General features: G+C 72.7%; 3 protein-coding genes. All 3 read right to left on the reverse strand.

Going from position 1 to position 16080, the window contains the following annotated elements; translation table 11 throughout:
• Positions 1-85: 85 nt before the first annotated feature.
• Positions 86-1408 (reverse strand): glycosyltransferase, encoded by a 1323-nt coding sequence (locus D7W79_RS24820; protein WP_120527876.1) that lies wholly within the window; start codon positions 1406-1408, stop codon positions 86-88.
• A gap of 24 nt (positions 1409-1432) precedes the next feature.
• Positions 1433-2953 (reverse strand): glycosyltransferase, encoded by a 1521-nt coding sequence (locus D7W79_RS43800; protein ID WP_158617040.1) that lies wholly within the window; start codon positions 2951-2953, stop codon positions 1433-1435.
• Positions 2950-16080, reverse strand: a 13131-nt coding sequence (locus D7W79_RS24830; RefSeq protein ID WP_120527877.1) for a non-ribosomal peptide synthase/polyketide synthase, incomplete at its 5' end; no start/stop codon positions are given. The genes D7W79_RS24830 and D7W79_RS43800, both read right to left, overlap by 4 nt.

The raw sequence follows: 16080 nt of genomic DNA on the forward strand, positions 1-16080 counted from the left end.
TCCCGGTGCTGGAGGGGCCGTGGGTGTCTTCCATGTCTGGCTTTCTGGAGAGGGATTGAAGAGGGGGTGAACGAAGACGGAGGGCTCACGCGCGGGCCAGGTGCTGTTCGAGAGAGCCGGCCAGCGCCTGTTCCTGTTCGGCGGCCTGGAAGCAGGACTGCATCCGCTCCAGGGCGGCGCGGTACGACGGCCCGCGGATCTCCTCCAGCTGTTGGAGGAGGAGGTCCGGCGTCAGCGTGTCGATGCTCGCGCGCACGCCCAGCCCGTGGTGGGCGACCCGCGCCGCCATGCCGGGTTGGTCCCACTGGACCGGCAGCACCAGCATGGGCACGCCGAAGTAGATGCACTCCTTGATGCTGTTGAAGCCGCCGTGGGTCACCATCGCGGTCGCGCGCCGCAGCATGCGCAGCTGGGGCACGTGCTTCACGGACACGAGGTTGTCCGGCGTTCCTCCCGGGACCTCCTCCGTCCACTGGTTGGTGGCGACCACGAACTGCCAGCCCGGACGCTGGCGGGCCGCCTGGGCGACGGAGTGGTGGAAGCGGCGGGCCTGATCCGCCTGGGTGACCATCGTCCCCAGCGAGCACACCACCAGCGGCCGGCCCTCTTCGAGCCGCTCCCAGGGGAACTCCGGCTCCTGCCGCTCCAGGTCGATGCAGGGCCCCGTGTAGTGGAGGCCGGAGTCGTGCTTCGCGCCGCGGAACTCCACGAACTCCCGCGGGCAGGGCACGAGCAGGGGCTCGTGCGCGCCGGTGACGCGGCCGCCGAAGTCCAGGCTGGACACCGGATAGCCATGCTTGCGCGCCAGCGCGCGCCGGAACTTCATCGAGTCCGGCTCCAGCCCCACCCAGCTGCCCAGGGAGCCCAGCTTCGCGTCGAGCAGGATGCGCCCCCAGTCCACGGTGTTCCGGACGAGCGTGGGCAGGCGCTCGTCGGGGATGAGCCCTGAGCTGGTCGGCGGCGTCCGGGGCTCCCAGCGCAGGGGGATGCTCGTGCTCAGCGCCACGGCCGGCACCCGGTGGCCGTGCAGGACGAGCGACGGCTCCGGCAAGAGGATGTCCACGACCCCCAGGTCCGGGCGCGTCCGGGCGATGAGCGCGTCGAACTCGCCCTGGAGCAGCGCCTCCAGCATCTGGGTCTGCCTGCGCGCCATGTCGCGCAGGAACACCAACTTGGACAGGCCGCTCAGCGTGCCGAGCTGGGCCTTGCTCCGGGCCTGGAAGCCCTTCGGGTAGAGGGACTCGAAGAGGCACTCGAAGTCGAAGCCCTCGGCGCGGATGAAGTCCTCCGTGTCACGGAGGCTGCAGTAGATGATCCGGTGTCCGCGCTTCTGGAGCGCGCGGGCCAGCTTGAACGTGGGGTTGATGTGCCCACGCTCGGGCAGGGGGACGAAGAGGATGGTGGACATGCGGGCACCTGGAAGAAGGGGCGGCTAGCGCGGCCCGGGGTCACGCAGCAGGGAGGGCTCCAGGAAGGCGGAGTCCGGCGGGTACCAGGCCCACGCGCCCACGGAGGGCCTCGGTGGCCGGGCGGACTCCGGAGGCGCGAGCGCCAGCACGCCCTTGTCGAAGAGCGCCTCCAGCGGCGCGAGCCGGGTGTCCCCGCGCAGGACCTCCCCCGCGGAGCGGCCCAGCACCCGCGGCAGCAGCGCCTGCTCCTCCTCACTCAGCTGATCATCGCGGTAGTCGGAGCGGAAGCGCCCGCTGGCCGCGTCGAGCCGGCGCACGCTGGGGCTCAGCCGCACCACAGCGTCCTCGAACGTCCAGCCCGGCCGCGCGGCGTCCGACTCCAGCCGGGAGAGGCAGGCGCGAAAGCTGGAGGAGAAGGCGGCGCGGGTGAAGGTGCGGCGGATGAGCGCGGCGCCGCGCTGGCAGGCCTCCTTCAGGGGCGCTGGCGCGAGCAGGTCCTGGAAGATGCGCGCCGCCAGGGAGGCGTAGGCGTCCGGAGTGCCGGCGGCCATCGCCCCGGTCTCGTGGACGACGATGCCGTGGCCCGTTGGGAGCGCGTGGCGGTTGTTGCCCGACCCGTTGGTGTAGACGGGGCAGCCGTTGAGCACGGACTCCAGCACGTACATCCCGAAGGGCTCCGGGGTGACGTTGTACGAGAGCCCGAAGCGGGCCTCGCGGAAGAGCCGGAAGAGAGCGGGCTGGCTCAGGTGCGGCACGGGCAGCAGCAGGTCCTCGAGCGTCGCGTCCGCGGCCTGGAGCGCCTGGGCGAGCGCGTGCGCCGGGAAGGGGAAGCCGAAGCGGAGCGCGTGCTGCAGCAGAGCGAAGTCCTGGGCGGCCACCACCAGCCGCACGGGGGGATGGCCATGCTCGCGGGCTTGCGCGCGCAGGCCCAGGAGGAGGGCACAGACGGCCGGCCAGTCCGCCTTGCCGGGCTGGATGGCGTGGCCCAGCGCCTCGCCGCGCTCCAGCGCCTCCTGCACGGCCCGGGGCAGCTCGCTTCCCCGCAGGCGTCCCTCTCCCTCAGGAGCCTCCAGGCAGGGCAGGGTCGGGACCAGGGTGCCCACGTTCGCGGCGCCGCGCGGATCCAGGCACCGCCGCCCGGACCAGTCCGGGGTCAGCAGCAGCGACGTGACGGTGTCGTGCACGTAGGGCGACAGCGTCGCGTACAGGTCGATGAGGGGGTTGCCCAGCCACGTCGCGGGATGGCCGTGGAAGCCGTGGAAGAGCAAGAGCGTCCGCCGCGCCAGCTCGCGGCTGGGCGCGCGGATGCCCAGGCCCAGGTCGCAGTAGATGGCCAGGTCCGCGGCGGGTCGGGAGTGCAGCGCCAGCACCCGGCGCGCGGTGGCCACCGGGATGCCGGAGTCCCCCGCGTTGACGTAGTGGTGGTTGAAGCGCTCGACGTCGTGGCCGAGCGCACGCAGCTCCTCCTCCATCCAGGCGTTGAGGGCGCCCGAGGCGTTCTGGAACGGCTCCGCCTCCAGGTACAGCCGGGTCCTGGTGCTCATGCGACCTCCCGTGACTTCGAGTCCGAAGGAGGCGGAGACAGCGACGCCAGGGGCCGATCCGGCTCCTCCATCACCTCCATCAACAGCACCTGGAGCGCGTCCGCCATCCGAGCGACCGTCGCCGCGTCGAAGAGCTCGGTCCGGTACTCCAGGTGGCCCGTGAGGCCTTCCGGGCCATCCGTCAGCAGCAACTGCAAGTCATTGAGCAGCAGCCCCAGGTCCGCCTCCAGCGGCTGGATCTCCAGCCCGGCCAGGCTGGCCGTGGGCGGCGCGGAGGCGCGGAAGACATAGCCCAGCGGGCTCAGCGGACGGCGGTCCACGGTGCCCGGCCGCAGCAGCGACACCAGCTCCGCGTGGGGCAGGTCCTGATGCGCGGAGGACTCCAGGTAGCTGGCGCGCACGCGCCGCAGCACCTCCCGGAAGGAGGGGTTGCCGGACAGGTCCGTGCGCAACAGCAGGTAGCTGGCGAACATGCCCACCAGCGGCTCCAGCTCCGGGCGCGGGCGGTTGGCGTGGACGATGCCCACCACCGTGTCGTCGCACCGGATGGCCAGCGCGAGGAAGGTCTTGAAGGCCGCCAGCCCCAGCAGGAACGGGGTGACGCCCTCGCGCCGGGCCAGCGTGTGGAACCGGGCGGACAGCGCGGGCGGGAGCGTGAAGGCGTGGCTGCCCTTGCGGAAGGTGGCGGCCTCCGGGCGCGGACGGTCCAGGGGCAGCGACGGCGGCAGCGGCTTCTCCAGGCGGCGGCTCCACCAGCCGCGGTGGTGCTCCAGCACCTCGCCACGCATCCACTCGCGTTGCCAGCGCGTGTAGTCGCGGTAGCTCACGGGCAGCTCCGGCAGCGGCGAGGGCTGCCCGTCATGGAAGGCGGGGTAGAGCGCCGTCAGCTCCCGCAGCATCACCCCGCCGGACACCTGGTCGGTGACGGCGTGGTGGACGGCGAGCATGAGGACGTGGCGGGTGTCCGTGACGCGGAAGAGGCGCGTGCGCATCAGCGGCCCCTGCTCCAGGTCGAACGGCCGCCAGCCCTCTTCGCCCAGCCGCGCCGTCAGCGCCTGCTCGCGCGTGGGCTCGGGCACGGAGCGGAGGTCCTCCACGGGGAGCTCCCAGTCCGCGGGCGGGGCCACGCGCTGCACGGGCTGGCCGTCCACGGTGGGGAAGGTGGTGCGCAGCGGTTCATGGCGGCGCACCAGCTCTTCAATCGCCTGCCTCAGGGCCTCCACGTCCAGGGGGCCGTCCAGGCGCAGCGGGGTGAGCACCTGGTTGTAGACGCTCGCCGCGCCCATGCGCTCCGGAGACCAGTAGGCGGCCTGCGCGTGGGAGAGGGGAACGTCGCCGTCCTCCGGGGAGGGCGTGATGGGAGGCGGGCTCGCGGGTGAATCCCCGCGCGGGGCCCGGAGCCGCTCCGCGAGACGGGCGACGGTGGTGCGGTCGAACAGCTCCTGCAACGACACGTCCACGTCGAACACGGAGCGCAGGCGCGCCACCAATTGCGTGGCCAGCAGCGAGTGGCCGCCCAGGTCGAAGAAGTCGTCGTGGATGCCCACGCGCTCCACCCCCAGCAGCTCCGCCCACAGCGTCGCGAGCAGCTCCTCCACCGTGTCGCGCGGAGCGACCTGGAGCGCCGCTCGTGCGGTCGGAGTGCCCGGGACAGGCAGCGCGCGCGTGTCCACCTTGCCGCTGGCGGTGAGGGGCAGCGCGTCCAGGAACACGAACGCCGCCGGCACCATGTACTCCGGCACGCGCGCCTTGAGCAGCGCGCGCAGCGGGGCCTCATCGGGGGATTCGTCGCTTGAGACGACGTAGGAGACGAGGCGGAGGTTGGAGGGCGAGTCCTCGCGAAGCAGCGTGAAGGCGTCGAGGACGGAGGAGTGGTCGCGAAGGACGGAGGAGACTTCGGCGGTTTCGATGCGGAAGCCGCGCAGCTTCACCTGGGAGTCGAGGCGGCCGAGGAACTCGAGGCGGCCGGAGGGCAGCCAGCGAACGCGGTCGCCGGTGCGGTAGAGGCGCTCGCCGGGAGAAGAAGCGAAGGGATGCGGGAGGAAGCGCTCGGCGGTGAGCGAGGGCTGGCCGAGGTAGCCGCGAGCGACACCGGGGCCGGAGACAAAGAGCTCACCGGGGAGGCCGACGGGGACGGGCCGCAGCAGGGAGTCGAGGACGAAGAGGCGGACGTTGGGGAAGGGCGCGCCGATGGTGGGGTGCGAGGGAATGAGCTGCGACTCGATGGAAGCGCAGACGGTGACTTCGGTGGGGCCGTAGGCGTTGAGAAGCAGGCGCTGGGGGTGGGCCCAGCGGGAGGCGACGGCGGCCGGGAGGGCTTCACCCGCGGAGATGACGGTGCGCAGCGAGTCGAGGCCCGAGGGGTCGAGCTGAGCGAGGACGGAAGGGGTGAGGGTGACGGCGGAGATGGAGCGGGAGCGCAGCAGGGAGTGGAGAGGCTGGCCCGGCATGAGCTGCTCGCGAGGTGCGAGGTGGAGGCAGGCACCGGCGAGGAGGGAGGAGAAGACCTCGCAGACGCAGGCATCGAAGCCGATGGAGGCGAACTGGAGGACGTGGGAGGAGGAGTCGAAGCGGTGCTCACGGACGGCGGCGAGGGCGGTGTTGCCCAGTCCACGGTGGGTGAGCAGGGTGCCCTTGGGCCTGCCGGTGGAGCCGGAGGTGTAGATGACGTAGGCGAGCGAATCGGGCAGCGCGCGCGTGGGAGGCGAATGCGTGGGGCGCGAGGCCACCCGGGCCGCGTCGGAATCCACGCACACCAGCACCCCGTCGTGCGCCGGTAGCTCATCCGCCAGGTGCTCCTGCGTGAGGACCACGGGGGCGCCGGAGTCGGAGAGCATGAAGGCGAGGCGGTCCGCGGGGAGCGTCGGATCCAGGGGCACCCACGCGCCGCCAGCCTTGAGGACGGCGAGCATGGAGACGACGAGGTCGAAGGAGCGCTCCATGCAAAGCGCGACGCGGGTCTCGGGGCCGACGCCGAAGGAGCGCAGGTGCCAGGCGAGCTGGTTGGCGCGGGCGTCGAGCTGCTGGAAGGAGAGGGTGGCTTCGCCGGAGGCGAGGGCGGGAGCGTCAGGCGTGCGGGCCACCTGGGCTTCGAAGAGCTGGTGGGCGAGCAGCTCCCGGGGGAAGTCCACGTCGCTGGCGTTCCACTCCACCAGCACCTGGCGCCGCGCCTCTTCGGTGAAGAGGGACAGCGCGCCCAGCGGCTGGTCGGGTGAGGCGAGCACCGCCTCCAGTGCGGTGTTCCAGTGCGCCAGGAGCTGGTCGATGGCTTCCGCGCTGAAGCGCGCCGGGTCATACCCCAGGCGCAGGAGGAGCTGGCGGTCGGGGATGATCATCGCCGCGAGCGGATAGTTGATGCGCTCCAGGAAGCTCACGTCGCGGATCGCCAGGGCGCTGCCCCGCTCGATGACGGACGTGTCCACCGGGTAGTTCTCGAAGACGAGGAAGCAGTCGAAGAGGGACGTGCCGCGCGGCAGCTCGCTCCAGCCCTGCACCTTCACCAGCGGGCTGTGCTCGTGCTGGCGCATCTCCGCCTGCCACGCCTGCAGCTCCTTCAACCACCGCAGCACCGGCACGTCCGGATCCATCCGCACGCGCACCGGCAGGGCGTTGATGAAGAGGCCCACCATGGACTCCACGTCCGTCAGCTCCGGCGGACGGCCGGAGACGGTGGTGCCGAAGACGGCGTCGGACGTGCCCGCGCAGCGGCCGAGCACCAGGCCCCATGTGGCCTGCACCAACGTGTTGAGCGTGAGCTGGTGGTCGCGCGCGAACGCCTGGAGCGCCTGGGTGCGCTCCGCGCTCAGGTGGATCTCCCGCTCGCCGGGAGCCAGGGCCTCCGCGCCCGCGCTCAACGGCCGCGCGAGGGGCAGGGGCGTGGGCTCGGTGAAGCCGCGCAGCGACTTGCGCCAGAAGGCCTCCGAGCTGGCGTCGTCCCGGCGCTGGAGCCAGGCCACGTAGTCGCGGAAGGGCGGGCGTGTCTGCTCGGGAAGAGGCTCGCCGCGCAGCAGCGCCTGGTAGGTGGTGAAGAGCTCCTGGAACAGCAGGCCCAGGCTCCATCCGTCCAGCAGCACGTGGTGGTACGTCCACACCATGCGCGTGACGTTCTCCTCCAGGTGCAGGAGCGCCAGCCGCATCAGCGGAGGCCGCGACAGGTCGAAGCCCTCGGCGCGATCACGGGCCAGGAAGTCCTCCAGCCGCAGCTGCTGCTCGGCGGGGGACACGCCTCGCCAGTCCAGCTCCAGCCAGGGCAGCGGGGCGCGGGCGCTCACCACCTGGAGCGGCTCGGCCAGTCCCTCCCAGAAGAGCGCGGTGCGCAGCAGCGGCTCGCGCTCCACCAGCCGGTCCATGGCGCGGTGGAAGGCGCCGCGGTCCAGCGGCGCGTGGAAGGTCCAGGTGAGCTGCTCCAGATACATGCCCACCTGGGGCTCGAGCAGCGCGTGGAAGAGCATGCCCTGCTGCATGGGCGACAGGGGATAGATGTCCCGCGCGAGCGGCGCCGTCTGGAGGATGCGCTCCAGCGCGCCCTGGGTGAGGCGGGCCAGCGGGAAGTCCGCGGGGGTGCGCCGCTCCGCGTCCGTGCCGGAGCGGCCGGCGATGATCCGCCGCAGGGCGTCGCCCCAGGCGGTGGCGAGCGCCTGGATGGTGGCGTGGGAGTGGAGCGCCTCGCTGTAGCTGACGTAGAGGTCCATCCGGCCGGCGAGCACGAAGCCGCCCGCCTCCAGCACGTGGGGCCGGCGCTCCGACTCGCCGATGGTGGGGCCCGCGGACTCACGCACCAGCGTGAAGGGGCCCTCGGCGCGCGCGTCCGTGTCGAACTGGCCCAGGTAGTTGAAGCTGAGCTCCGCCGAGGGCAGGGCGCGCAGCCGCCGTGCCGCTTCGTCCTCGCGCAGGTAGCGCAGCAGGCCGTGGCCCAGGCCGCGCCCCGGCACCTTCGCCAGCGCCTCGCGCACGGCGCGCACCGCGTCTCCCGGGCTGGCCTCCGCGGGGACCTCCAGCAGCGCCGGGTACAGCGACGTGAACCAGCCCACCGTGCGCGACAGGTCCACGTCGTCGAAGAGGTCCTCGCGGCCGTGGCCCTCCAGGTCCACCAGCTGGCGCGGCTGGCCCGTCCAGGCCGCCAACGCCTGCATCAGCGCCGCGAGCAGCACATCGTCGATACGGGCCCGGTACGCGGCCGGCACGTCCTGCAACAGCAGGCGCGTCTCCTCCGCGCTCAGCGACACCGTCACGCCCCGCGCCGACGCGAAGGTGGCGTCACCACCCGCGCCGTCCCGGGGCAGCGGGCGCACGCGCAAGCGGGACGCGTCCAGCCAGAAGGGCAGCTCCGCCGTCACCGCTGGCGAGTGGGCGTGCGCCACCAGCCGCTCCGCCCAGGCCTTGAAGGACGTGCTCTTGGGCGGCAGCGACACCGCGCGCCCCTCCTGGATCTGCCGGTACACCGTGGCCAGGTCCTCCAGCAGCGTGCGCCAGGAGACGCCGTCCACCGCCAGGTGGTGGATGACGAGCAGCAGGCGCCCGGCCTTCTCCTCCGACGGCTCCACCAGCGCCGCCGCCACCAGCGGGCCGTCCTCCAGCGACAGGCCGCGCTGCAACTCTCCCGCGGCCTGCTCCAGGTGCGCCGCGTCCACCCGCCGTACCACCACGGCGCCGGTGCCCGGCGCGGCGCACGTCTGCCGCCAGCCCTCCGCCGTCCGGGTGAGGCGCAGCCGGAGCGCGTCGTGGTGCGAGAGCAGGTGACCCAGTGCCGCCTCCAGCAGCGGCACCTCCATCGGCTGGCGCAGCTCCAGCACCATGGCCTGGTTGTTGTGGTGCGGTGCCTTCAGGTCCCGCTCCACGAACCAGCGCTGGATGGGCGTGAGCGGCACCGGGCCGACCACCGGCCCCTGCTCTCCCGTGGGCACGTCCGCTGGCACCACCAGCGGCGCCAGCTCCGCGATCGTCGGGTGCTGGAAGAGCTGACGGGGCGTGAGGCGCAGGCCCACGCGGTGCGCGCGGGCGATGATCTGCAGGCTGACGATGGAGTCGCCGCCCAGCGCGAAGAAGTTGTCGTGCAGGCCCACCTTCTCCCGCCGCAGCACCTTCGCCCAGATGTCCGCCAGCCGCTGCTCCACCTCCGTCTGGGGCGCCACGAACGGCGTCCCCGCCGAGCGCTCCAGCTCCGGCGCGGGCAGCGCCCGGCGGTCCACCTTGCCGTTGGACGTGAGCGGCAGTGACTCCAGCGCGACAAGCGCCGCGGGCACCATGTAGTCCGGCAGCCGCTGCTGAAGGTGCTGCCGCAGGGCCTCGAGGTCCGGCGTCTGGCCCACGGCGGGCGTCACGTAGCCCACCAGCCGCTTGCCGCCCGGCGCGTCCTCGCGCGCCACCACCACCGCCTCGCGCACGGAGGGGTGCTGGGCCAGGGCGGTCTCGATCTCGCCCAGCTCGATGCGGAAGCCGCGGATCTTCACCTGGAGGTCCGTGCGGCCCAGGTACTCCAGTTGCCCGTCGGCGCGCACTCGCGCCAGGTCCCCCGTCTTGTAGAGGCGCTCTCCGGGGCGCGTGGCGAAGGGGTGCGGCACGAAGCGCTCCGCCGTCAGCTCCGGACGGTGGAGGTAGCCACGCGCCAGGCCCGGGCCTCCCACGTACAGCTCGCCCGGGATGCCCACGGGCTGGGGCTGGAGGCGCGCGTCGAGGACGAAGGTCTGGAGGTCCGGGATGGGCACGCCCACGATGCTGCCCGAGCCCCCTTCCGCGTCGGCCGCCTGGAGCACGCGGTAGGTGACGTGCACCGTCGTCTCGGTGATGCCGTACATGTTGACCAGCCGGGGCCGCGCGTCGCCGTGCCGGGCGAACCAGGGCCGCAGGCTGGCGAACTCCAGGGCCTCGCCGCCGAAGATGACGTAGCGCAGGGACAGCGCGCCGGGCTCGTCGGAGGTCGCGTCCGCGTGGAGCAGCTGGCGGAAGGCGGAGGGCGTCTGGTTGAGGACCGTCACCCGCTCGCGGCGCAGCAGCGACAGGAAGCTCTCCGGCGAGCGGCTCACCCAGTAGGGCACCACCACCACGCGTCCGCCGTACAGCAGCGCGCCCCACAGCTCCCAGACGGAGAAGTCGAACGCGTATGAATGGAAGAACGTCCACACGTCCCGCGAGTCGAAGCCGTACCAGGGCTCCGTGGCGGTCATCAGTCGCACCACCTGCTCGTGCGCCAGCTGCACGCCCTTGGGCCGGCCCGTGGAACCGGAAGTGTAGATGACGTACGCCAGGTGCTCTGGCGCCACGCCCGCGTCGGGGGCGTGGACGGCTTCCGCGTCGAGCCCCCGGTCGTCCAGGAGCACCACGTGGGCGCCATGCGCCGGCAGCGCCCCCTGGAGCGAGGTCTGCGTGACGAGCACCGGAACCCGGGTGTCCTCCAGCATGAAGGCCAAGCGGTCCGCGGGATACGACGGATCCATGGGGACGTAGGCGCCACCCGCCTTGAGGATGGCGAGCAGGCCCACCACCATCTCCAGCGACCGCTCCACGCACAGTCCGACCAGCGTCTCCGGCCCCACGCCCAGGCGGCGCAGGCGCCACGCGACCTGGTTGGCGCGCGCGTCCAGCTGCCGGTAGGTGAGGTGCTGCTCACCGCAGGTGGCGGCGACGGCGTCCGGCGTGAGCGCTGCCTGCGCCTCGAACCGATGGTGCAGGGTGGGGCCCCGCGCGAAGCCCTCGCGCGGCGTGTTCCACTCCACCAGGTGCTGGTGGCGCTCGGCCCCGGTGAGCAGCGGCAGCTCCGCCACGCGCCGCTCCGGGTGGACGGTGACGTCACGCAGCAGCACCTCCAGGTGCCCCAGCAGCCGCGCCGCGGTGGCCGGCTCGAAGAGGTCGGCGTTGTACTCCAGCCCCAGCTCCTGGCCGTGCTCACCGTCGGTGACGTAGAGGGTGAGGTCGAACTTGGCGGTGCGTCCCTCCACGGGCATCGGGCGCAGCGTCAGTCCCGGGAGCGCCCGCTCCAGCTCCAGGCCGTGCTGGTGGACCAGCATCACCTGGAACAGCGGCGCGCGGCTCAGGTCGCGCTCCGGCTGGAGCGCCTCCACCAGCCGCTCGAAGGGCACGTCCTGGTGGGAGAAGGCGCCCAGCACCGCGTCGCGCGCCTGCGCGAGCAGCTCGCGGAACGAACGGTCCCCGTCGATGCGGGCCCGCAGCACCAGCGTGTTGATGAAGAGGCCGACCAGCCCCTCCAGCTCCGGACGCCCGCGGCCGGACACGGGCGTGCCCACGCCCAGGTCGTCCTGGCCGGAGTAGCGGTACAGCAGCGCCTGGAGCGCGGTCAGGTACGTGGTGAAGGGCGTAACGCCCTCGCGGCGGTGGAAGGCGCGCAGCGCGTCCGACAGGTCACGAGGCAGCCGGCGCGTGACCACCGCACCCCGCGACGTGACGAGCGCGGGGCGCGGGCGATCCGTGGGCAGCTCCAGCGCCCGGGGCATCCCGTCCAGCTGCTGGCGCCACCAGCCCAGCTGCGCGTCGAGCACGTCACCCTGAAGCCAGTTGCGCTGCCAAACGGCGTAGTCCGCGTACTGCACGGGCAAGGGCGGCAGCGGCGACGGCTCGCCGCGAAGGAAGGCGTCGTGGAGCACGGCCAGCTCGCGCAGCAGCACCTCCAGCGACCAGCCGTCGGAGACGATGTGGTGCAGCGTCAGGAGCAGCACGTGGCGCCGGGGCTCCAGGCGCAGCAGCGTGACGCGCATCAAGGGGCCGCGGGCGAGGTCGAAGGGCCGGTGCGCCTCCTCGGTGGCGAGCCTGCGCGCCTCCGCGTCGCGCTCCGTCGCGGGCAGCGCCTCCAGGTCCACCACGGTGAGGGGCGCGGCGGCCTCCGCGTGCACGCGCTGTTCGCCGCCGTGCTCGCCCTGGAGGAACGTCGTGCGCAGCGGCTCGTGGCGCCGGACGAGTTCCTGGAAGCAGCGCTCCAGCAGGCCCACGTCCAGCGCGCCCTCCAAATCCAGGGCGGCGGGGATGTTGTACAGGGGGCTGCCGGGCTGCCACTGGTCCAGGAACCACAGGCGCTGCTGGGAGAAGGACAGGGGCAGCGCGCCGTCGCGCGGCACCGGGCGCGGAGCCGGCGCGGAGCCTTCCCCGGGAGGCCGCGCGTCCACCAGGACGGCGAGCTTCGCGACCGTGGGCGCGTCGAAGAAGGCGCGCAGGGGCAGCTCCACGCCGAAGGCCTCCTGCACGCGCGCCACCAGACGGGTGGCGAGCAGGGAGTGGCCGCCGAGCGCGAAGAAGTCGTCGTGCGGGCCCACGCGCTCCAGCCGCAGCACGCGCGCGAAGAGGCCGCACAGCAGCTGCTCCGTGCGGGTCCGTGGCGGGACGGCGACGCGCGTCGCCTCCTGTGGGGCGGAGGGCGCGGGCAGGGCCCGGCGCTCCAGCTTGCCGTTGGCGGACAGCGGCAGCGCGGTCATCACCACGAAGGCCGCGGGCACCATGTACTCCGGCAGCCGCTGCTGGAGGTGCTGGCGCAGCGCGGCCGTGTCGGCATCGTGGCCCGGGCCGGGCACCACGTAGGCCACCAGGCGCGGCTCGCCCGGCACGTCCTCGCGCGCCACCACCACCGCCTCGCGCACCGCGGGGTGCAGGCCCAGGCAGGCTTCGACTTCACCCAGCTCGATGCGGAAGCCGCGCAGCTTCACCTGGAAGTCGGTGCGGCCGAGGTACTCGATGGCGCCGTCAGGCCGGTAGCGCGCCAGGTCGCCCGTCCGGTAGAGGCGCGCGCCGGGCTGTGCGCCGACGGGATCCGGCACGAAGCGAGCGGCGGTGAGGTCCGGCCGGTGGTGGTAGCCGCGCGCCAGGCCCAGGCCTCCAATGTAGAGCTCGCCCGGAATGCCCACGGGCACGGGGCGCAGCCCCGCGTCGAGGACGTGCAGGCGCAGGTGGCTGATGGGACGGCCGATGGGGACCGTGCGCGACGGGTCACCGGGTTCGCACGTCCAGTGAGTGACGTCGACGGCTGCTTCCGTGGGGCCGTAGAGGTTGTACAGCCGCGCCGGTAGCCGCTCCAGGCAGCGCCGCGCGAGGTCCGCGGGCAGGGCTTCGCCGCTGGAGAAGATGCGCTGGAGGGAAGTGCAGGACTCCAGCCCCGGCTGCTCCACGAAGACCTGGAGCATGGACGGCACGAAGTGCAGCGTGGTGATGCGCTCCTCGGCGATGGTGCGCGTCAGATACGCCGCGTCCTGGTGTCCTCCGGGGCGCGCCATTACCAGCTTGGCGCCGGTCATCAGCGGCCAGAAGAACTCCCACACGGAGACGTCGAAGCCGAAGGGCGTCTTCTGCAGCATGGCGTCGTCGGGCGTCAGCGAATAGGCGGACTGCATCCACGCCAGCCGGTTGTGGATCGCGGCGTGGGTGTTGAGCGCGCCCTTGGGCCGGCCGGTGGAGCCTGACGTGTAGATGATGTACGCGGCGCCCTCGGGCGCGACGGCCACACGGGGCCGGTGCGTGGGCTCGCGCGCGACGGCGTCCCAGCCCGAGTCCAGGCACACCACGCGCCCGGAGGTCGCGGGCAGCGCGGGCTTCAAGCGCTCCTGGGTGAGGAGCACCGGGGCCCTGGCGTCCTCCAGCATGAAGGCCAGGCGCTCGGCCGGGTACGACGGATCCATGGGGACATAGGCGCCGCCCGCCTTGAGGATGGCGAGCAGGCCCAACACCATCTCCAGTGAGCGCTCCAGGCACACGGCCACCGGCACTTCCGGGCCCACGCCCAGCGAGCGCAGGTGGTGCGCGAGCTGGTTGGCGCGGGTGTCCAGCTCCCGGTACGTCAGCCGCTGGCCCTCGAACACGACCGCGGGCGCGTCCGGCGCGCGGTCCACCTGCGCCTCCACGAGCTCGTGCAGCCTCATGTCGGCCCGTGCCGGCGCGCGGGTGTCGTTCCATTCCACGAGCAGCGTCTGGCGCTCGGCGGGCGTCAGCAGCGGCAGCTCGGAGAGGGGGGCTTCCGGCCGCGCCACGACGCCGGTGAGCAGCTCGTGCAGGTGGCCGGCCATGCGGGCCACCGTGGCCGCGTCGTAGAGGTCGGTGTTGTATTCGAAGGCGAGGCCCAGTCCTTCGGGATGGTCGGTGAAGGACAGCGAAAGGTCGAAGCGGGCGGTGCGGCCCTCCACCTCCAGCGGGAGCAGCGTGAGGCCCGGCATCGCGCCGGTGAGCTCCAGTCCCTGCTGGTAGATGACCATCACCTGGAAGAGCGGTGAGCGGCTGGGATCGCGCTTCGGCTGGAGCGCCTCCACCAGCTTCTCGAAGGGCACGTCCTGGTGCGCGAGCGCGCCGAGCGTGGACTCACGCGCCTGGGCGAGCAGCTCCCGGAAGGAGAGCCCCGGACGCGGCCGCGCGCGCAGGACCACGGTGTTGATGAAGAAGCCGATGAGCCCTTCCAGCCCCTGCTGCTCACGGCCCTCCACGGGCGTGCCGAGCGCGAAGTCCTCCTGGCCCGAGTAGCGGTGCATCAGCACCTGCGTGGCCGCCAGCAGGGTCATGAAGGGCGTGACGCCCTCGCGGCGGTGGAAGGCGCGCAGGGAATCCGAGAGGGCGCGCGGCAGCCTGTGCTCGCTCACCGCGCCGCGATGGCCCTGGTGCGCGGGCCGGGGGCGATCCGTGGGCAGCTCCAGCGCCTGGGGCATTCCGTCCAGCTGCTGGCGCCACCAGCCGAGCCGCGCGTCGAGCACGTCACCCTGGAGCCAGGAGCGCTGCCACACGGCGTAGTCCGCGTACTGCACCGGCAGGGGCGGCAGCGGCGAAGGCTGTCCCCGCTGGAAGGCGTCGTAGAGCGCTGACAGCTCGCGGATCAGCACCTGGATGGAGCGGTCGTCCGAGACGATGTGGTGCATCACCCCGAGGAGCACGTGCTCCTGCTCCTCCAGCCGCAACAGCGTGAGCCGCAGGACCGGTCCCTCCGACAGGTCGAAGGGACGCTGCGCCTCCGCGTCAGCGAGCTTGCGCGCCTCCGGCATCCGGTCTGCGGTGGGCAGGGTGCGCAGGTCGATGACGGGAATGGGGAGGGACCGCGCCGGGTGGATGACCTGGTGAGGGTCTTCCCCCGTGGAGTCGAAGGTGGTGCGCAACGACTCGTGGCGGCGGATCAGCTCGTCGAAGGCGGATTGGAGCGCGGGGAGCTGAAGTGGGCCAAGGAGCCGGAGCGCGGAGGGGACGTTGTAGAAGGCGCTCCGCGGCTGCCAGCGGTCGAGGAACCAGAGGCGCTGCTGGGCGAAGGAGAGCGGAGGCGGAGCGCCGTCGCGAGGTGCGGGGCGAAGCGGAGGCGCGGAGGAAGAGACGGAGGAGGCGCGAAGGGCGTCGAGGCGCTGAGCGAGGAGCGCGGGGGAAGAAGCCTCGAAGAGGGCGCGAAGGGGCAGCTCCAGGCCGAGGGCTTCACGCACGTGGGCGACGAAGCGGGTGGCGAGGAGGGAGTGGCCCCCGAGGGCGAAGAAGTCGTCGTGGATGCCGACGCGCTCCAGGCGCAGCAGTCGGGCGAAGAGGCCGCAGAGAAGGGCCTCGGTGCGGGTGCGGGGCGGGACGAAGGAGGCGGCGCGGGAGGCGTCGGCGTCGGGAGTGGGGAGGGCCTTGCGGTCCACCTTGCCGTTGGAAGAGAGGGGCAGGGCGTCCAGCACCATGAAGGTGGAGGGCACCATGTACTCGGGCAGGTGCGAGGCGAGAGAAGCCCGGACGTCGGAGACGTCGAGAGCGAAGCCCGGCCGGGGGCAGACGTAGGCGACGAGGGCGTCCTGGCGCACGAGGACGACGACGTCACGCACGGCGGGATGCAGGCGCAGAGAGGCTTCGACTTCACCCAGCTCGATGCGGAAGCCGCGCAACTTCACCTGGAAGTCGATGCGGCCCAGGAAGTCGAGGGAACCATCGGGCAGCCAGCGGACGCGGTCGCCGGTGCGGTAGAGGCGCGCACCGGGAGAAGAGGCGAAGGGGTCCGGAATGAAGGCGGCGGCGGTGCGGGAAGCGTCGAAGAGATAGCCACGGCCGACGCCCGTGCCCGCGACGAAGAGCTCACCCGGAATGCCGACGGGGCAGGGGCGCAGCAGGGAGTCGAGGACGTAGAGGCGGGTGTTGACGACGGGGCGGCCGATGGGGACGCAGGAGGAAGTGGGAGGGGTGGAGAGGAAGGCGTGGGT

It is taken from the genome of Corallococcus exercitus, assembly GCF_003611585.1.
GTDB lineage: Bacteria > Myxococcota > Myxococcia > Myxococcales > Myxococcaceae > Corallococcus > Corallococcus exercitus.

Bases quoted from the DNA above. Each gene is read 5' to 3' on its own strand.
- D7W79_RS24820 (WP_120527876.1), bottom strand. From the start codon at position 1,408: ATGTCCACCATCCTCTTCGTCCCCCTGCCCGAGCGTGGGCACATCAAC.
- D7W79_RS43800 (WP_158617040.1), bottom strand. From the start codon at position 2,953: ATGAGCACCAGGACCCGGCTGTACCTGGAGGCGGAGCCGTTCCAGAAC.